The sequence below is a fragment of the Staphylococcus simulans genome, assembly GCF_002902285.1.
Lineage (GTDB): Bacteria > Bacillota > Bacilli > Staphylococcales > Staphylococcaceae > Staphylococcus > Staphylococcus simulans.
Genome location: NZ_PPRU01000014.1, coordinates 19517 through 39667 on the forward strand (window position 1 = coordinate 19517; position 20151 = coordinate 39667).

19 protein-coding genes are annotated in these 20151 nt (G+C 38.1%); 18 read left to right on the plus strand and 1 reads right to left on the minus strand.

Features of this window, described 5'->3' with window-relative positions:
- Nucleotides 1-85: 85 nt before the first annotated feature.
- From rsgA to CD112_RS03320, 3 genes are read left to right on the plus strand one after another with little or no spacing between them, the layout of a single operon-like run.
- Complete coding sequence (gene rsgA / locus CD112_RS03310; RefSeq protein ID WP_002480655.1) at nucleotides 86-961, plus strand: ribosome small subunit-dependent GTPase A; 876 nt, start codon at nucleotides 86-88, stop codon at nucleotides 959-961.
- Nucleotides 961-1623, plus strand: a complete 663-nt coding sequence (rpe, locus tag CD112_RS03315; protein WP_002480656.1) for a ribulose-phosphate 3-epimerase — start codon at nucleotides 961-963, stop codon at nucleotides 1621-1623. Before rsgA ends, rpe begins: the two co-directional genes overlap by 1 nt.
- Nucleotides 1624-1637: 14 nt before the next feature.
- Nucleotides 1638-2288, plus strand: coding sequence for a thiamine diphosphokinase (locus CD112_RS03320; RefSeq protein ID WP_002480657.1), 651 nt, complete (start codon nucleotides 1638-1640; stop codon nucleotides 2286-2288).
- A gap of 197 nt (nucleotides 2289-2485) precedes the next feature.
- On the opposite strand, the gene rpmB is transcribed toward CD112_RS03320, so the two are convergent.
- Nucleotides 2486-2674: a 50S ribosomal protein L28 gene (rpmB, locus tag CD112_RS03325; protein ID WP_000517908.1), complete on the minus strand. Its 189-nt coding sequence runs from the start codon at nucleotides 2672-2674 to the stop codon at nucleotides 2486-2488.
- 347 nt (nucleotides 2675-3021) lie between these two features.
- Between rpmB and CD112_RS03330 the strand changes: the two genes are divergently transcribed.
- The 15 genes from CD112_RS03330 to ffh all read left to right on the plus strand — a co-directional run bounded on the left by CD112_RS03330 (nucleotide 3022) and on the right by ffh (nucleotide 20046).
- Nucleotides 3022-3396: an Asp23/Gls24 family envelope stress response protein gene (locus tag CD112_RS03330; protein ID WP_002480658.1), complete on the plus strand. Its 375-nt coding sequence runs from the start codon at nucleotides 3022-3024 to the stop codon at nucleotides 3394-3396.
- A gap of 12 nt (nucleotides 3397-3408) precedes the next feature.
- Nucleotides 3409-5055, plus strand: a complete 1647-nt coding sequence (gene fakA / locus CD112_RS03335) for a fatty acid kinase catalytic subunit FakA (protein ID WP_037556357.1) — start codon at nucleotides 3409-3411, stop codon at nucleotides 5053-5055.
- Nucleotides 5056-5293: 238 nt separating this feature from the next.
- Entirely contained in the window at nucleotides 5294-5956 is a 663-nt protein-coding gene (gene sdaAB, locus CD112_RS03340; protein WP_103363855.1) for an L-serine ammonia-lyase, iron-sulfur-dependent subunit beta, read from the plus strand.
- A 19-nt stretch (nucleotides 5957-5975) separates the two neighbouring features.
- Nucleotides 5976-6845 (plus strand): L-serine ammonia-lyase, iron-sulfur-dependent, subunit alpha, encoded by an 870-nt coding sequence (sdaAA, locus tag CD112_RS03345; RefSeq protein ID WP_103363856.1) that lies wholly within the window; start codon nucleotides 5976-5978, stop codon nucleotides 6843-6845.
- Between the two features lies 1 nt (nucleotide 6846).
- Complete coding sequence (recG, locus tag CD112_RS03350; RefSeq protein WP_103363857.1) at nucleotides 6847-8901, plus strand: ATP-dependent DNA helicase RecG; 2055 nt, start codon at nucleotides 6847-6849, stop codon at nucleotides 8899-8901.
- Nucleotides 8902-9078: 177 nt separating this feature from the next.
- The gene (gene fapR / locus CD112_RS03355) at nucleotides 9079-9636 is read left to right on the plus strand and encodes a transcription factor FapR (RefSeq protein WP_002480663.1); all 558 of its coding nucleotides are present in this window, start codon (nucleotides 9079-9081) and stop codon (nucleotides 9634-9636) included.
- 7 nt (nucleotides 9637-9643) lie between these two features.
- Entirely contained in the window at nucleotides 9644-10630 is a 987-nt protein-coding gene (plsX, locus tag CD112_RS03360; RefSeq protein WP_103363858.1) for a phosphate acyltransferase PlsX, read from the plus strand.
- Nucleotides 10623-11549 (plus strand): ACP S-malonyltransferase, encoded by a 927-nt coding sequence (gene fabD, locus CD112_RS03365; protein ID WP_002480665.1) that lies wholly within the window; start codon nucleotides 10623-10625, stop codon nucleotides 11547-11549. The genes plsX and fabD overlap by 8 nt, the downstream gene beginning before the upstream one ends.
- On the plus strand, nucleotides 11542-12279 hold the full coding sequence (gene fabG, locus CD112_RS03370) for a 3-oxoacyl-[acyl-carrier-protein] reductase (protein WP_057511044.1): 738 nt from the start codon (nucleotides 11542-11544) through the stop codon (nucleotides 12277-12279). Before fabD ends, fabG begins: the two co-directional genes overlap by 8 nt.
- 124 nt (nucleotides 12280-12403) lie before the next feature.
- Entirely contained in the window at nucleotides 12404-12637 is a 234-nt protein-coding gene (locus tag CD112_RS03375) for an acyl carrier protein (protein ID WP_002480667.1), read from the plus strand.
- Between the two features lie 159 nt (nucleotides 12638-12796).
- Complete coding sequence (rnc, locus tag CD112_RS03380) at nucleotides 12797-13504, plus strand: ribonuclease III (protein ID WP_371106790.1); 708 nt, start codon at nucleotides 12797-12799, stop codon at nucleotides 13502-13504.
- A gap of 40 nt (nucleotides 13505-13544) precedes the next feature.
- Complete coding sequence (gene smc, locus CD112_RS03385) at nucleotides 13545-17114, plus strand: chromosome segregation protein SMC (RefSeq protein ID WP_103363859.1); 3570 nt, start codon at nucleotides 13545-13547, stop codon at nucleotides 17112-17114.
- Nucleotides 17111-18346: a signal recognition particle-docking protein FtsY gene (gene ftsY, locus CD112_RS03390; protein WP_002480670.1), complete on the plus strand. Its 1236-nt coding sequence runs from the start codon at nucleotides 17111-17113 to the stop codon at nucleotides 18344-18346. Before smc ends, ftsY begins: the two co-directional genes overlap by 4 nt.
- Nucleotides 18333-18665 carry a putative DNA-binding protein gene (locus tag CD112_RS03395; protein ID WP_002480671.1) on the plus strand — a complete coding sequence of 111 codons (333 nt, stop codon included), beginning with the start codon at nucleotides 18333-18335 and terminating at the stop codon, nucleotides 18663-18665. Before ftsY ends, CD112_RS03395 begins: the two co-directional genes overlap by 14 nt.
- A gap of 13 nt (nucleotides 18666-18678) precedes the next feature.
- On the plus strand, nucleotides 18679-20046 hold the full coding sequence (ffh, locus tag CD112_RS03400; protein WP_103363860.1) for a signal recognition particle protein: 1368 nt from the start codon (nucleotides 18679-18681) through the stop codon (nucleotides 20044-20046).
- Nucleotides 20047-20151: the final 105 nt, after the last annotated feature.

The window sequence follows — 20151 nt, forward strand, 5'->3', positions numbered from 1 at the left end:
TTCTTTGTTTCAATCCGTTCGTTTATTAAGGGAACGTTTGGTATAATGTATTAGAGAAAATGAACGAAATAAGAGAGGTGTCTCGGTGAGAACAGGACGTATAATCAAGTCGATCAGCGGTGTGTATCGAGTGGACTCAGATGGTGAGCTTTTTGATACGAAACCGCGCGGCCTATTCCGAAAGAAGAAATTTTCTCCGATTGTCGGAGATATTGTAGATTTTGAAATTGAAAATGTGACAGAAGGCTATATTCATCATGTACATGAACGTCAAAATGAATTGAAAAGACCACCTGTCAGTAATATTGACCATTTAATTATTGTGATGAGTGCAGTCGAGCCTAATTTTTCAACACAATTAGTCGATCGCTTTTTAGTCATTGCGCATTCCTATGAATTGAGACCACGTATTGTGGTAACGAAAAAAGATATGGCATCAGAGACTCAAATCGCACAGATAGAGAAAGATTTAGCTGTATATCAAGCAATCGGCTATCAAACGCAATTTGTCGGAAAAGATGACGATGTCGAAGCGATTTTCGATGCGTGGGGCGATGGTTTAGCAGTATTGAGCGGTCAATCTGGTGTAGGTAAATCGACTTTATTAAATGCCTATCGTCCTGATTTACAATTAGAAACGAATCAAATCTCAAAATCATTAAATCGAGGTAAGCATACAACTCGTCATGTGGAGTTGTTTGAACGTAAGCGTGGCTTTGTGGCAGATACACCTGGATTTAGTGCACTTGATTTTGATCATATTCAAAAAGATGAAGTAAAAGATTATTTTTTAGAGATTCAAGAATACGGACAAGACTGCAAGTTCAGAAATTGTAATCATATGAAAGAACCGAAATGTAATGTGAAAGCGCAAGTAGAAGCTGGCAATATTGCGGAATTCCGTTATGCGCATTATGTACAATTATTTGAAGAGATTGCAGCACGAAAGGAAAGATATTAATGGTTAAAGTATTTCCATCCCTTTTATCAGCGGACTTTTTAAACTTACAACAGGAATTGAAAGACCTAGAAGCAGCAGGTGTAGACGGTGTACATTTTGATGTGATGGATGGTCAATTTGTGCCGAATATTTCAATTGGTCTTCCTATTTTAGAAGCAGTAAATGCGGGTACTGATTTACCGATTGATGTGCATTTGATGATTGAAAACCCAGAAGCATATATCGCAGAATTCGCTTCTAAAGGTGCAGATATGATTTCAGTTCATTTCGAAGCAACACCGCACATTCATCGTGCCATTCAACTGATTCATACACATGGTGCTAAAGCAGGTGTCGTGATTAATCCAGGTACTTCTGTTGCCGCAATTGAACCGATTTTACATGATGTAGACTACGTATTAATTATGACAGTGAATCCAGGCTTTGGCGGCCAAGCGTTTATCTCAAACAGTGTAGAGAAAGTGACTGCGTTACAAGCATTTAAAGAGAAATTTAATTTAGACTTCGATATTGAAGTGGATGGCGGTATTAACGCGATTACTGGTAAGAAATGTGTAGAAGCAGGTGCGACAATGCTTGTGACAGGTTCTTATTTCTTTAAACAAGCGAGTTATCAATCTGTTGTAGAAGCATTGAAATCAACAGCACAACCATCAGAATAAGGCAGGGTGACGCTATGAAAATTAATCTATTATGCGGCGATCGTCATTTGCCGAAACATTTATTAGAAGATAAATCTGAAGAAGAGTGGGGCGGTATTGATCGCGGCGCTTTAATTTTAATAGAACATGAAATTGAACCGATCTTTTCATTGGGTGATTTTGATTCAGTGACGGACGAGGAACGTTCTGAATTAAAAACGAAGCTAGATATTAACCCAGTTAAAGCAGAAAAAGCGGATACTGATTTAGGGTTAGGTGTCAAAGAAGCAGTGGAATGCGGGTTTGACGAAATTGATATTTATGGTGCGACAGGCGGCAGACTGGATCATTTCTTAGGTGCCGTACAACTGCTGCAAGTGCCTGAATATGTAGAAGCGGGTATTGTGATTCGCATTATTGATACGAATAATGAAATTTCATATTTAGAAAAAGGCGAATATCATATGACGTATGATAAGCATATGCCTTATGTATCGTTTGTGCCGCAAAGATCTAATACAGTGATTTCACTGACAGGCTTTAAATATCCGCTTCAAAACCAAACACTCCACCAAGGCTCAACCTTAACCATTTCAAACGAAATTGCAGCTTACCGAGGCACAATCGAGGTAGAATCTGGCGGTATCCTAGCCATCAGAAGCAGAGATGCACAACATTCATTATAAAATGAGTTGAATACAAATAAACACGCAACCTTCTTTATGACAACACATCAATAAAAAAACAGCGGATGATGCATAAGCAAACCATCATCCGCTGTTTTTCGTACAATATATCATTAAAAAGACTAAATCGCTGTTTTAAGACAAGAAAAAAACGACCCGCCACATACGAGTCGTTTTTGTCATGTGCTTAATATTTATTAAACTCTAGTTACTTTACCAGATTTTAAAGCACGTGCAGAAACCCAAACTTTTTTAGGTTTTCCGTCTACTAGGATTCTAACTTTTTGAAGGTTAGCATTCCATCTACGTTTAGTAGAGTTTAAAGCGTGTGAACGACGATTACCAGTCGAAGCTTTACGACCTGTTACGAAACATTGTTTACCCATGAAAGTACCTCCTTTAATAAATATAAACACACTGACTTATGATATACTTTCCTAATTTAGCATATATTTTTCAGATTGGCAACCAAAAATTATAGCTTTCAAGAATATTTTAAGTTATTCTAAACAAGGAACAAAATTGTGTTATAATTTGTAAATGTCTATGTATGCGTTTTTATTAAAAAGCGGCGACGTGGACTTATAACCACGCAATGATTTTATAAGGATGAGCCAAGAGTAAAATCCGGCATTTAAAAGGCAAAATTGTGTTATTCATTATATAATAGTATGTAATGAATGCAAAACATAAATCATAACTGATTAGACCTATATTTAAGGAGGAACTCATAATGACATTAGAAATTACCAATGAATACGGCAATATTGACGTTTCCAACGACGTGATCGCTTCAGTAGTAGGTGGTAAAGCCGTAGAATGTTATGGTATTGTCGGAATGGCATCCAAACAACAAGTCAGAGACGGCATTGCGGAAATTTTAGGTCATGAAAATTATGCACGCGGAATTGTGGTGCGTTCAAATGACAAAGCAATTGACGTTGATATGTATATTATAGTAAGTTATGGCATTAAGATTTCTGAAGTAGCGAATAATGTACAATCTACTGTTAAATATACTTTGGAAAAAACTTTAAATTTGAAAGTCAATTCAATCAACATTTATGTACAGGGTGTACGTATGAATAATTATGGCAAGAAACATTAGGAGGAAGACATGATGATCAGCAAAATAGATGGTAAATTATTTGCCGACATGGTGATCCAAGGGGCACAAAATTTATCAAATAATGCAGAGCTAGTCAATGCATTAAATGTTTATCCAGTGCCAGATGGCGACACAGGGACGAACATGAATCTTACGATGACTTCTGGGAGAGAAGAAGTCGAACAAAATGCTTCACATCACATCGGAGCCTTAGGAAAGACATTTTCTAAGGGCTTATTAATGGGTGCCCGCGGGAACTCAGGCGTGATTCTATCACAAATTTTCAGAGGCTTCTGTCAGAATATGGAAGACTTAGAAACACTAGATGCGAAAGCCTTCGCAGAAAGCTTTGAAGCGGGTATTGAAACAGCTTATAAAGCAGTGATGAAACCGGTAGAAGGGACAATTTTAACGGTTGCGAAAGAAGCGGCTAAAGCAGGTGTTGAGAAAGCACAATCGACTGAAGACTGTGTAGAAGTCTTAGAAGCGATTATCGCATATGGTCAAGTTGCCTTAGAAAACACACCGAACCAATTACCAGTACTTAAAGAAGTCGGCGTAGTCGACAGTGGCGGTAAAGGTTTAATGTGTGTTTATGAAGGTTTCTTAATTGCGATGAAAGGTGAAAAAGTCGAAGCGACAAAACCAAAACTAGATACTGAAACATTTGTGAATGACGAACATGATTTCCATGGTGTCATTAATACAGAAGATATCGTCTATGGTTACTGTACGGAAATGATGGTACGTTTTGATAAACATAAACGTCCATTCAATGAGCAGCAATTCCGTGAAGACATGTCTAAATTCGGAGATTCTTTACTTGTCATCAATGATGATGAAATTGTGAAAGTACATGTGCACTCTGAACATCCAGGTGAAGTCTTCAACTATGGCCAAGAGTATGGTGAATTGATTAAAGTCAAAGCTGAAAATATGCGTGAACAACACCGCAATGTGGTCAATAAAGAAAAACAAAAATCTAACGATGAAACACCACAAGTAGAAACTGCGATTATTGCGATTTCTATGGGTAATGGTATTTCAGATATCTTTAAATCAATGGGTGCAACGTCTATTATTAATGGCGGTCAAACAATGAACCCATCAACAGAAGACATCGTTAAAGTGATTGAACAATCTGGCGCGAAAAAAGCTATTATCTTGCCGAATAACAAAAACATTCAAATGGCGAGTGATCAAGCAGCTGAGATTGTTGAAGCTGAAACAGTAGTTATTCCGACGAAATCTATTCCACAAGGGATTGCGGCGATGTTCCAATATTTACCAGATGCGTCATTAGAAGATAATCAATCAAATATGACACAAGCATTAGAAGATGTGACTTCTGGTTCTATTACGAACGCTGTACGTAATACTACAATTGATGGTGTAGAAATCAAAGAAGGCGAATTTATGGGCCTTAAAGAAGGTAAAATTGTTTCAAGTCAGAAAACACAATTAGAAGCAGCGAAAGCATTGTTAGCTGATATGATGGATGATGAAACTGAAATTGTTACAGTAATTACAGGTGAAGATGCTGATGCAGAAACAACTGAAGCATTAACAGAATGGTTAGAAGAAACTTATCCTGATGCAGAAGTCGATGAACAAGTCGGAGATCAACCGATTTATCCATATTTATTCTCTGTAGAATAACGTTGAAAATCATATAAAGTAATGTATATAAAAAATTCACTTAGACTAAAACGGTCTAAGTGGATTTTTCTGTGTGTAAGCATAAATATAGAAAACTTATAGTTTGTACATGACAAAAACGATGAAATACAAAAGTTTTGTAAGATTAGTGTAAAAATAAGTGCTTATTTACGAGGATAATTGTTATAATATTTAAAATAGTTGCAATAATCAAAAATTAATGCGAGGGGGAATTAACATGAAATTTAAAAGCGTCTTTGAAATTATCGGACCGACGATGGTCGGACCTTCATCGTCTCATACTGCAGGGGCAGTTAGAATCGGAATGGTTGCACGTGAATTATTCGGGGATTTGCCAGACCGTGTCGATATTTATTTATATGGTTCGTTTATGGAAACCTATCAAGGTCATGGGACAGATGTTGCATTAGTTGGAGGCTTGCTTGGTTATGATACAGACGATGACCGTATCAAGACCAGTTTACAGACGGCAGGAGAATTAGGAATGACTGTTAACTTTATTTCTATGCATGAAGATAAACCGCATCCGAATACGACGGTATTAAGTATGTCGAAAGGTGATCAAACGTTATCTGTTGAGGGTGTTTCTATCGGTGGAGGCAAAATTGAAATTGTCGCTATTAATGGTTTCCCAATCAGTATCTCAGGTAACTATCCAACATTATTAGTCTTTCATCGAGATACCTTCGGAACTATCGGACGAGTCACGAATATTTTAGGAGAAGCCAGTATTAATGTCGGTTCTATGCAAGTTGCGCGTAAAGAAAAAGGAGATTCTGCATTGATGACTTGTGAATTAGATGAAAGACCGGATGAAGCTATCTTAGATCAAATTAGAATGGTTAATGATGTTACAGCGGTATCCTTAATGGAAGATTAGAAAGAGAGGGGGATATAAGATGTTTCAAACAGTAGAAGAATTAGTAAAGAGATGTGAAACTGAAGACAAAGCAATTCATGAAATTATATTAGAGCAAGAAATGGATGTGACGGGTGCGACGGCTGAGGAAGTATATGCGGGGATGTCGCATCATTTTAAAACGATGGAAAATGCCTTAGAAGAAGGATTAAACGGGGTGACTTCTACAACGGGTTTAACGGGTGGCGATGCAGTACTGATTAAAAGATATTTAGAAAGCGGACAAGCTTTATCAGGTCCGATTTTATTAGATGCGGTGAGTAAAGCAGTGGCGACCAATGAAGTGAACGCGGCAATGGGGAAAATTTGTGCGACACCGACTGCAGGTTCTGCAGGGGTTGTGCCGGGTGTATTATTTGCGATTAAGCATCGTTTTCATCCTACGCAACGTGATATGTTGAACTTCTTGTTGACAGCAGGTGCATTCGGCTTTGTGGTTGCGAATAACGCATCCATTTCTGGTGCATCAGGCGGCTGTCAGGCAGAAGTCGGTTCTGCCGCTGCGATGGCTGCAGCCGCAACGGTTGAAATGGCTGGTGGTACACCGCAGCAATCAGCTGAAGCTTTTGCAATTTGTATGAAGAATATGCTAGGTTTAGTATGTGACCCGGTAGCGGGATTAGTTGAAGTGCCTTGCGTAAAGAGAAATGCGGCAGGTGCTTCGAATGCGCTTGTGTCAGCGGATATGGCACTTGCGGGCGTGACGTCGCGTATTCCGACAGATGAAGTGATAGAAGCAATGTATCGTATCGGGCAGACGATGCCTTCTGCACTGCGTGAAACAGGACGTGGCGGCCTCGCTGGAACACCAACCGGCCAACGCTTAAAACAACAAATATTTGGTGATTAACATGTCTAAAGTAAACCTCATTGATCAGCCGTATACGTTAGACCAAATCAAAGGTTTAGGTCCAAAACGTATAGCGGTGTTAAATGAATTAAATATTTATAACGTAGAAGATTTAGTGCTTTATTTACCTGTACGCTATGAAGATAATAGTGTTATAGATTTAAACGAAGCAGAAGATCAATCAACTGTGACAGTGGTCGGCGAAGTTTACACAACGCCCACTGTCGCTTTTTTTGGCAGAAACCGTTCTAAAGTTACTGTCCATTTAATGGTCAACAATATAGCGGTAAAAGCTGTGTTTTTTAACCAACCGTATTTAAAAAAGAAAATCAACTTGCATGACCATGTGACAATTAAAGGTAAATGGAATCGTGCGAAACAAGAAATCAATGGCATGCGTCTCTTTACGACGAATCAGCCAGAACAAACACAAGACGGCGAACAATTAGAACCCGTCTATCGTATTAAAGAAGGCATTAAACAAAAGACGCTTCGAGATATCATTCGTAAAGTGTTAGATGATATTGAGATCAACGAATGGCTATCTGAAGATTTACGTCAAAAATATAAACTGGAATCGCTAGCGTCAACGATTAGAACGTTGCATTACGCAGATAATAAAACGGCGTTATTAAAAGCGCGCAGAACATATGCTTTTACTGAGTTGTTTTTATTTGAATTGCGGATGCAGTGGTTGAATCGTTTAGAAAAATCGAGTGATGAAGCGATTGAAATTGATTATGATTTAGCACAAGTCAAAGATTTTATTGACAGTTTACCGTTTGAATTAACGGATGCGCAAAAAACTGCAGTGAATGAAATCTTTAGAGACTTGAAAGCACCGCTTCGCATGCACCGCCTCCTTCAAGGTGACGTAGGTTCTGGTAAAACAGTCGTAGCCGCTTTATGTATGTATGCCTTAAAGACAGCAGGTTATCAATCTGCCTTAATGGTACCGACTGAAATCTTAGCGGAACAACATGCGGAAAGTTTAACGGAGCTATTTGGCGACCGCATGAATGTTGCGTTACTGACAGGTTCAGTTAAAGGTAAGAAGCGAAAACTCTTACTAGAGCAACTTGAAAACGGCACAATTGATTGTTTAATCGGTACACATGCTTTGATTCAAGATGATGTCTCTTTCCAAAATGTAGGACTAGTGATTACCGATGAACAACATCGCTTTGGTGTTAACCAACGCCAAGCATTACGTGAAAAGGGAGCCATGACGAATGTGCTCTTTATGACTGCGACACCGATTCCAAGAACATTAGCCATTTCTGTTTTCGGTGAAATGGATGTGTCATCGATTAAACAATTGCCTAAAGGTCGTAAACCAATTAAAACGATGTGGGCAAAACATGAAGCCTATGAATCGGTCCTAAACCAAATGACAGCAGAGTTAAATAAAGGCAGACAAGCTTATGTGATCAGTCCGCTCATTGAGAGTTCAGAACACTTAGAAGATGTACAAAACGTCGTAGAGTTATATGAATCACTCGAACAACATTATGGTGTTGGTCGCGTCGGCTTACTGCATGGTAAAATGCCTGCAGATGAAAAAGATGATGTAATGCAGCGCTTTAACCAACATGACATTGATATTTTAGTTTCAACTACAGTGGTTGAAGTGGGTGTAAACGTACCGAATGCGACATTTATGATTATTTATGATGCTGATCGTTTCGGTTTATCTACACTCCATCAGTTAAGAGGTCGTGTCGGTCGTAGCGACCATCAAAGTTATTGTGTGCTGATTGCCTCTCCTAAAACAGAAACAGGGATTGAGCGTATGACCATTATGACGCAAACGACAGATGGATTTGAACTGAGTGAGCGTGATTTAGAAATGCGTGGACCTGGTGATTTCTTCGGTGTAAAACAAAGTGGTCTGCCTGATTTCTTAGTCGCAAACATAGTCGAAGATTATCGTATGTTAGAAGTCGCAAGAGATGAAGCGGCAGAACTTATTCAATCAGGTGTCTTCTTTACAGACCAATATGCGATTTTGCGCAACTTTGTAGAACAAAATCTCTTGCATACAAGTTTTGATTAAAAATGAACGCTTTAAATAAAGACAAATCCTTTTGATTTAACAATACATGACACAACAGACTAATTTCGATACACTATACTTAATTAGGCTGTTGTGTTTTTTGTTGAGCAAATTTAAGAGAAAATGATATGATATGTAGGTAGTCTTAAGACTTGGTACTAATTAGGGGGTAAAGCGATGAAGTTGAAGAAACAAGAACGACGTGAAGCTATCAAACAACGACTGCAGGAAAACCCCTTTATGACTGATAATGAACTCAGTGATTTATTTTCTGTCAGTATCCAAACCATCAGATTAGATAGAACGTTTTTGAAGATTCCAGAATTACGTAAACGTATTAAAACCGTTGCTGAGCATAACTATAAGCATATTCGTGCAATAGAAGGAAATGAGATTATCGGAGATTTAATCCGGGTAGAACCAGATGTGACTGCAGAATCTTTGATTTATATTACGGAAGATTCAGTCTTTACACGTAATGACATTGCACGTGGACATATTCTTTTTGCGCAAGCGAATTCATTATGCGTTGCTTTAATCCAAAAGAGTATGGTGCTGACAAGAGAAAGCCAAGTGACGTTTTTAAAACAAGTGAAACTGCATGATACAGTCCATGCCTTTGCGCAAGTGGTTGATTTCGGTTCGAAATATATTACTGTTGCGGTTTCGTCTTATGTGAAAGATAAATGTGTTTTTAAAGGTACATTTAAAATGTATTATTATAACGAGGAGTGATCACGAAATGGTGACATTAGCCATTGATATGATGGGTGGAGATGACGCACCGGGTATCGTGTTAGAAGCGGTAGAGCAAGCGTTGAATGACTTCCCAGATTTACATATAATTTTATTCGGAGATGAAGCACAGTGCACACTAAAACATGACCGTTTGGATTTCCGTCATACGACTGAAGAAATCGAAATGGAAGATGAGCCGGTTCGTGCCATTAAACGTAAAAAAGACAGTTCAATGGTCAGAGCTGCACAAGCAGTTAAAGACGGTGAAGCTTCTGGTTGTGTCTCAGCTGGTAATACCGGTGCTTTGATGTCAGCAGGTTTATTTATTGTCGGCCGTATTAAAGGTGTCGCACGTCCAGCATTAGTTGTAACTTTACCGACAGTTTCAGGTAAAGGTTTTGTGTTCTTAGATGTAGGTGCAAATGCGGATGCGAAACCGGAGCATTTATTACAGTATGCGCAACTCGGCAATATTTACGCTGAGAAAATCCGTGGTATCGGTGCACCGAAAGTTGCATTATTAAACATCGGAACTGAAGCGAAAAAAGGTAACAGTCTAACGAAAGCAACGTATGATTTAATGAAAGCTGATTCATCATTCTATTTCTCAGGAAATGTTGAAGCGAAAACTTTAATGGAAGATGCGGCTGATGTCGTGGTCACTGATGGCTTTACAGGCAATATGGTCTTAAAGAATTTAGAAGGCACTGCGAAATCAATCGGTAAAATGTTAAAGTCTACATTAATGGCAAGCTTTAAAAATAAATTAGCTGCCTTAGTCTTGAAGAAAGACTTAAGCAACATGAGTAAAAAAATGGATTACGCTGAATATGGCGGTTCTGTACTACTTGGTTTAGATGGTATTGTGGTTAAAGCACATGGCAGTTCTAATGCGAGGGCTTTTTATTCTGCGATTCGCCAAGCGAAAATCGCAGGAGAACAACATATTGTTGAAGTAATGAAAGAGACGGTAGGTGAACAAAATGGGTAAAACAGCAATTATTTTTCCAGGACAAGGTGCACAAAAAGTAGGTATGGCGCAAGATTTGTATCAACAAGATACAAAAGCTACTGAAATTTTAGATGCTGCACAAGATGCGGCAGGCTTTGATTTATTAGAAACTATGTTTACAGATGAAGAAGGTAAACTAGGCGAAACTGAAAACACACAACCGGCATTGTTAACACATAGTATTGCGTTATTAAACGCATTAGGTGATGTTGATGCGGACTATACAATGGGACACAGCTTGGGTGAGTATTCAAGTTTAGTCGCAGCAAAAGTCTTAGCATTCGAAGATGCGGTTAAAATCGTCCGTAAAAGAGGCGAATTGATGGCACAAGCTTTCCCAAGCGGTGTCGGCAGCATGGCAGCGGTACTTGGTTTAGATTATGATGATGTCGCAAAAATCTGTGAAGATTTATCAGAAGAAGGTTCTATTATTGAACCGGCGAACATCAACTCACCAGGTCAAGTTGTAGTTTCAGGCCATAAAACAGCGATTGATCGTATTGTAAAAGAAGGTAAAAGCTTAGGTGCGAAACGTGTCTTACCATTAAAAGTGTCAGGACCTTTCCACTCATCTATGATGCAAGTCATTGAAAAAGACTTCGAAGATTACATCAATCAATTCGAATGGCACGATGCTGAAATTCCGGTTGTTCAAAACTATCATGCGCAAGCTGAAACTGACGCAGAAGTGATTAAACAAAACATGGTCAAACAATTGTATTCACCAGTTCAATTCATTCAATCAACTGAGTATTTAATTGAACAAGGTGTCGACCACTTTATTGAAATCGGACCTGGCAAAGTTTTATCGGGCTTAATCAAGAAAATCAACAGAGACGTTAAATTAACTTCGATTCAAACACTCGAAGATGTTAAAGGATGGAATGAACATGAGTAAAAGTGCATTAGTAACAGGAGCTTCAAGAGGTATTGGGCGCAGTATTGCGTTACAGTTAGCTGAAGAAGGTTATAATGTCGCAGTCAACTATGCAGGCAATAAAGACAAAGCAGAAGCAGTTGTCGCAGAAATCAAGGATAAAGGTGTTGAAGCCTTTGCGATTCAAGCAGATGTCGCAAATCCTGATGAAGTTAAAGACATGATTCAAGAAGTCGTAAAACAATTCGGTTCTTTAGACGTATTAGTCAACAACGCAGGTATTACACGTGACAACTTATTAATGCGTATGAAAGAACAAGAATGGGATGACGTGATTAACACAAACTTAAAAGGTGTGTTCAACTGTATTCAAAAAGCAACACGTCAAATGATGAAACAAAGAAGCGGTGCAATCATCAACTTATCTAGTGTGGTGGGCGCAGTCGGCAACCCTGGTCAAGCAAACTACGTTGCGACTAAAGCAGGGGTTATCGGATTAACAAAAACTGCAGCACGTGAACTTGCGTCACGTAACATTACAGTTAACGCAGTAGCACCAGGCTTTATCGTTTCTGATATGACAGATGCGTTGAATGACGACCTTAAAGATCAAATGAAATCACAAATTCCATTAGGCCGTTTCGGCGAAGATACAGACATTGCGAACACAGTAGCTTTCTTAGCTTCTGACAAAGCAAAATACATTACTGGCCAAACTATCCATGTTAATGGCGGTATGTTTATGGAATAATAACCATTAATTCACGAGAAGTAGTGGGATTACACTATTTTGTGGGGTAATCCTACTTGTATTCTTGATGATAAAATGGGAAAATAATAGAGTCGTATAGGCTTTTTAAAGGAGGTGAATCGACGTGGAAAACTTCGATAAAGTTAAAGATATCATCGTTGACCGTTTAGGTGTAGATGCTGACAAAGTAACTGAAGATGCATCTTTCAAAGATGATTTAGGCGCTGACTCACTTGATATCGCAGAATTAGTTATGGAATTAGAAGACGAGTTCGGTACTGAAATTCCAGATGAAGAAGCTGAAAAAATCAATACAGTTGGTGACGCAGTAAACTTCATCAACAACCTTGAAAAATAATAACAATATTATCTGAGTCGTCTTAATCAGCGACTCAGATTTTTCTTTTGTTTTGCATTAAATTCACGTAAAATGAGACACATAAGCGCATACAGCGCGATGTTGTATTCTGTAAAATTAAAAGGAGGTCATCTTTTGACCAAGCATAAGAAAGACGCTATGCTGCAGGCTTTTAATCAAAAGTTTGCACAAAAAATGGAGATGTTACATCTCACGTATGACCATTTACCTCTATATCAACAAGCATTTTCACATTCTAGTTTTATCAACGATTTTAATATGGACCGACTTGCGCATAATGAGCGCTTAGAGTTCTTAGGAGATGCGGTATTAGAATTGACGGTTTCACGGTATTTATATGACAAATATCCAGGATTGCCTGAAGGGAATCTGACAAAAATGCGCGCGACCATCGTTTGTGAACCCTCACTTGTAATATTTGCGAATAAAATCAAATTAAATGAATTAATCCTACTTGGCAAAGGCGAAGAAAAAACTGGTGGACGCACACGTCCGTCGCTCGTATCAGATGCCTTTGAAGCTTTTGTAGGCGCTTTATACTTAGACCAAGGATTAGATGTGGTATGGCAATTTGCGCAAGAAGTTATCTTCCCCTACGTTGAAGATGATGCGCTAATGGGTGTCATTGACTTTAAAACACAATTCCAAGAATATATTCATCGCTTGAATAAAGGCAGTGTCACATATCGTTTAATTCATGAAGAAGGTCCAGCACATCACCGTCTCTTTACCTCAGAAGTATTATTAGAAGGTGAAGCGGTGGCAGAAGGCCAAGGCAGAACGAAGAAAGAATCAGAACAAAAAGCCGCAGAGAAGGCTTATAAAGTGATGAATCAGAAACAATGAACAAGCTGTGTCAAACAGTGATAGGGAGATCGAGTGAAGTATGGTTTATTTAAAATCAATCAATGCAGTCGGATTCAAATCGTTTGCGCAGCAAACTGAAGTCCACTTTGACCAAGGTGTGACCGCAATTGTAGGTCCGAACGGCAGCGGTAAAAGTAACGTAACAGATGCCATCAAATGGGTCTTAGGTGAACAGTCTGCGAAATCTTTACGCGGTTCGAAAATGGAAGATATTATCTTTTCCGGCGCAGAACATCGCAAAGCACAAAACTATGCGGAAGTTCGATTAAAATTAGATAATCATGCACATCAATTAAACGTTGAAGAAGACGAAATCATCGTTACACGCAGGCTGTACCGCAGCGGCGAGAGTGCGTATTATTTAAATAACGAACGTGCCCGTTTAAGAGATATCACAGATCTCTTTTTAGATTCAGGACTAGGTAAAGAAGCATTCAGTATTATCTCACAGGGCCGTGTAGATGAAATCTTGAATGCGAAACCCGCTGACAGACGTCAAATTATTGAAGAATCTGCAGGTGTATTAAAGTATAAAAAGCGTAAAGCAGCATCTGTTCAAAAGTTAGATCAAACAGAAGAAAACTTAAATCGTGTTGAAGATATTTTGTATGATTTAGAAGGTCGTGTAGAACCTTTAAGAGAAGAAGCTGCGATTGCGAAAGAGTACCAACATTTATCTAAAGAAATGAAGAAAAGCGATGTATTGGTGACGGTTCATGATATTAATGAGTATAACGAAGCTATCAGTAAAGCAGATGAACGCTTAAATATCTTAAAGAGCCAACAAGCGCAAAAAGAAGCAGACCAAAATCGCTATTCTCGCACGCTAGCGAATTATAAAGCGGAATTAAATCAACAAAACGATGAAATTGAACGCTTGAATTATCAGTTAGTCCAAGCAACAGAAGCAGCAGAAAAATTATCAGGTCAGCTGAATGTATTAGAAGAACGTAAGCGTAACCAATCACAAACAAATGCGCGTTATGAAGAAGAACAAGAAGCATTGCAAGCACAACATGCGCAATTGATTGAAGATCAACAACAAGCTAAAGCAGATAAACAAACGCTGACTGAAAAACAACAAAGTTTAGCTGCAGAAGTGAAAAAGCTTGAAGACCAATTATATGTATCAGATGCAGATCATGAAGAGCAACTAGAAGAGATTAAAAACAGTTATTATGATTTAATGTCTGAACAATCAGAGGTTAATAACGATATTCGCTTCCTCCAACGCACTATCGAAGAAAACGAAGCCAAACAAAATCGTTTAGATAGTCGTTTATTAGATGCGTTCAATCAATTAAAATCAATTCAGTCTGAAATTAATCAAATCACAGCACAACAAAAAGAAAAACAACAACAATTAGCTTCCTTAGAGCAACAACAAAAAGACAATGAAGCACAACTGACTGAAACGAAAAATAAACAAAACGAATACGAAGAAAAGTTATACCAAGCGTATCGTTATACAGATAAATTGAAAGCTAAAATAGAAAGTTTAACCAGTCGTGAAGAAGACTATACGTATTTCTTCAATGGTGTAAAACATGTCTTGAAAGCGAAAAACAATCCATTGAACGGTATCCATGGCGCAGTAGCAGAAGTGATAGATGTACCCTCAGAATTAACCACAGCCATTGAAACAGCATTAGGCGCTTCTATGCAGCATATTATTGTGGATACTGAAAAAGATGGACGCCAAGCGATTGCTTATTTAAAACAAAACCGCTTAGGCAGAGCAACATTCCTACCGTTAAATGTTATTCAACCAAGACGTTTACAAGCCGATATTATGAACACTGCCCAACAAGCAACAGGTTTTGTCGGGGTGGCTGCGGATTTAATCAGTGTAGATAACACCTATAGTGCGATTATTTATAATTTGGTCGGTAATACCATTATTGTTGATGATTTAAAACACGCAAATGAATTAGCACAAGCGATTCGTTATCGTACACGTATTGTGACATTAGAAGGCGATATCGTGAATCCAGGCGGTTCTATGACTGGTGGCGGTCAACGTCAGACGAAAAGCATTTTAGCACAACGTGATGAATTGACGCAGTTGCGTGAACAGTTGAAACAATTTGAACAGCAGACAACTCAATTTGAAAAAGAAGTTCAAGCAGTCAAAGATGAAGCGAATCAATTGAGTGAAACATATTTAAAAATCAGTCAACAATATAACGAAGCTAAACAAGCGGTGCATAATATCGAACTAGAATTAGACCGTTTGAAGAAAAGTGAAGCACATATTAAGAGTGAACATGAAGAGTTTGAATTTGAGAAAAATGATGGCTATCAAAGTGAAAAGAGCCGTGAAACTTTAGAAGCGAAACAACAACAAAAAGAACAACTCGCGAAAAAGTTAGCCGATTTAGAGCAACAAATCGAAAGCTTGACGCAATTATCTAAAGAAGGTAAAGAAAGTACTGCACAATTACAGCAACAATTGCATCAAAAACAATCAGATTTAGCTGTGTTGAAAGAACGTAGTAAAACACAACGTCAACAACTTGAACGTATTGATAATCAAATCAAACAAAATCAACTTCAACAAGAAAAATTAGCAGAAGATATTGAGCTGTTTAATTCTGATGAAGTGACAGGACAAAAAGCTTTTGAAACGATTCAAAAAGATATTGAAATCAAACAACAAGAAAAAGCAGATTTAAATGAACGCTTAGACGTATTAAAAGGTAAACGTCAAGAAACGAACGCTTCAATAGAAGAATTTGATGACAAACTTCAAGAAACACATCGCGATATCCTATCAATTGAAAACAGCTATCAAGATATCAAAGCAGAGCAATCCAAATTAGATGTGTTGATTTCACATAGTATGGATCACTTAAATGATGATTATCATTTAACGTTTGAAGCGGCAAAAGACCTCTATGAACAAGATGAACCGATTGACGCTTTAAGACAGAAAGTGAAATTGACTAAAATGTCGATTGAAGAATTAGGTCCAGTTAACCTTAATGCGATTGAACAGTTTGAAGAAGTGTATGAACGCTTTACTTTCTTAGATGAACAACGTACTGATTTAAGAGAAGCGAAAGCGACATTAGAACAAATCATTCGTGAAATGGACCAAGCGGTAATGGATCGATTCAAAACAACATTCCATGCGGTTCAAGGACATTTCTCAGAAGTGTTTAAATCATTATTCGGCGGCGGTCAAGCTGAATTGAAATTAACAGATGATGACTATTTAACTGCAGGTGTTGAAATTATCGTACAACCACCAGGTAAGAAGCTGCAGCATTTGTCATTACTTAGTGGCGGAGAGCGTGCATTAAGTGCAATTGCTTTATTATTTGCGTTATTGAAAGTACGCTCAGCACCATTTGTTATACTAGATGAAGTAGAAGCAGCTTTAGATGAGGCGAATGTAATTCGTTATGCGAATTACTTAAGACAATTATCTGAGAAGACACAGTTTATTGTGATTACACACCGTAAAGGAACAATGGAAGCGGCCGATAGACTATATGGTATTACGATGCAAGAATCTGGTGTATCTAAACTGGTAAGTGTGAATTTAAATACGATAGATGAAGTGTTGAAGGAGGAAGAAAAATGAGCTTTTTTAAACGACTAAAAGATAAGTTTGCGGGCAAACCAACGGAAGAAGAAAAAGAGCTTCAAGACTTGGACCAAACGGAATCGTCAGAAGAAGACAAGAAACCAGCTGAAAAAGAAGAAAAATCAACGTTACCTGAAGCAAAACCTAAAGAAGAACCGAAAGATGATTTCGATTTTGATGACGGTTTAATTTCTATTGAAGAATTTGAAGAAATTGAATCTCAAAAATTAGGTGCGAAATTCAGACAAGGTTTAGAGAAATCACGTGAAAACTTCCAAGAGCAATTAAATAACTTGATTGCACGTTATCGTACTGTGGATGAAGATTTCTTCGAAGCCTTAGAAGAAATGTTGATTACTGCTGACGTAGGTTTCAACACAGTGATGGAATTAGTTGATGAACTACGTACAGAAGCACAACGACGTAACATTAAAGAAACAGAAGACTTAAAAGAAGTTATCGTTGAAAAAATTGTAGAAATTTATCAACAAGAAGACGATAATTCTGAAGTGATGAACTTAGAAGATGGCCGTTTGAATGTCATCTTAATGGTCGGTGTCAATGGTGTAGGTAAAACGACTACTATCGGTAAATTGGCACACCGTTATAAAGCAGAAGGCAAGAAAGTGATGCTTGCGGCAGGTGATACATTCAGAGCTGGTGCAATCAACCAATTAAAAGTATGGGGCGAACGTGTCGGTGTAGATGTTATCAGCCAAAGCGAAGGTTCAGACCCAGCAGCGGTGATGTATGATGCGATTAATGCGGCCAAACACCAAGGTGTCGATATTTTAATCTGTGACACTGCAGGACGTTTACAAAACAAAGCGAACTTGATGAATGAGTTAGAAAAAATGAAACGTGTCATCGGACGTGCGGTTCCAGATGCGCCACATGAAGTATTGCTTTGCCTTGATGCGACAACTGGACAAAACGCATTATCACAAGCACGTAACTTCAAAGATGTAACGAATGTCACAGGTATTGTATTAACAAAACTTGACGGTACTGCTAAAGGTGGTATTGTATTAGCCATCCGTAATGAACTGCATATTCCAGTTAAATATGTCGGTTTAGGTGAGCAATTAGATGACTTACAACCATTCGATCCTGAAAGCTATGTTTATGGCTTATTTGCGGACATGATTGAACAAACAGTTGAAGAACATCAAGAAGAAGCAGCAGAAACAACAGAAAACGACGGTGACACACCTGATGAGCAAAAATGATTTAGTTAAAACATTGCGCATGAATTACTTGTTTGATTTTTATCAATCTTTATTGACGAAAAAACAACGTAATTATTTGGAATTATTTTATCTTGAAGATTACTCTTTGAGCGAAATCGCAGATACTTTTGATGTGAGTCGCCAAGCAGTATATGATAACATAAGAAGAACTGGTGATTTAGTAGAAGATTATGAAGCGAAATTAGCGCTTTATTCAAAATTTGAACAACGTCGTGAAATTTATACTCAAATGAAAGCATCTATTGAAGATCCGGATGCCTTGAAACAATATATTGAGAAACTAGAAGAATTAGAATAAGGAGGTCACTTGGATGGCATTTGAAGGATTATCCGATCGTTTACAAGCGACCATGCAGAAGATCCGAGGAAAAGGGAAAGTGACTGAAGCGGATATTAAAGCAATGATGCGTGAAGTGCGTCTTGCATTGCTTGAAGCCGATGTTAACTTCAAAGTGGTAAAATCATTTATCAAAACTGTCTCTGAACGTGCTTTAGGTTCAGATGTCATGCAATCTTTAACACCTGGCCAACAGGTTATCAAAATCGTTAAAGATGAATTAACACAATTAATGGGCGGCGAAAATGCGACGGTTAATATGGCAAATAAACCGCCGACAGTTGTGATGATGGTTGGTCTGCAAGGTGCAGGTAAAACGACAACTGCAGGTAAATTAGCATTATTAATGCGTAAAAAATACAATAAGAAACCATTGTTGGTTGCAGCCGATATCTATCGTCCAGCAGCGATTGACCAACTTCAAACAGTCGGTAAACAATTAGACATCCCAGTCTATAGTGAAGGCGACCAAGTCCAACCGCAACAAATCGTTGACAATGCATTGAAACATGCTAAAGAAGAACATTTAGACTTTGTGATTATCGATACAGCAGGTCGTCTGCATATTGATGAAAAACTGATGAACGAATTAGCTGAAGTCAAAGAATTGTCTAAACCAAATGAAATTATGTTGGTTGTAGATGCGATGACTGGTCAAGATGCAGTCAACGTTGCGCAATCATTTGATGATCAATTAGGTGTAACAGGTGTTACTTTAACAAAACTGGATGGTGACACTCGAGGCGGTGCAGCTTTATCTATCCGTTCTGTTACGCAAAAACCGATTAAATTTATTGGTGTCAGTGAGAAACTTGACGGTTTAGAATTGTTCCACCCAGAACGTATGGCGTCGCGTATCTTAGGTATGGGTGATGTGTTAAGTTTAATCGAGAAAGCTCAACAAGATGTAGATGAATCTAAAGCAAAAGATTTAGAGAAGAAAATGCGTACTGCTTCATTTACATTAGATGATTTCTTAGAACAATTAGACCAAGTTAAAAATCTTGGACCATTAGATGAAATCATGAAAATGATTCCAGGTATGGGCAAAATAAAAGGTATGGATAAGTTGAATATGAGCGATAAACAAATCGATCATATCAAAGCAATTATCCAATCTATGACTTTAGCTGAACGTGAAAGACCAGAAATCTTAAACGTATCTCGTAAGAAACGTATCGCAAAAGGATCAGGTCGTTCACTTCAAGAAGTTAACCGTTTGATGAAACAATTCAATGACATGAAGAAAATGATGAAACAATTTACTGGCGGAGGCAAAGGTAAAAAAGGCAAACGCAGTCAAATTGAAAATATGATGAAAGGCATGAACTTGCCGTTCTAATCGAAAAAGGTGTTGTGAGTAGCGACTTACAACACCTTTTACTGTGTATTAGAGATAAAAAATAAAATTGGTAAAGAGAAACCTCTTTACAAACTTTCTGATACC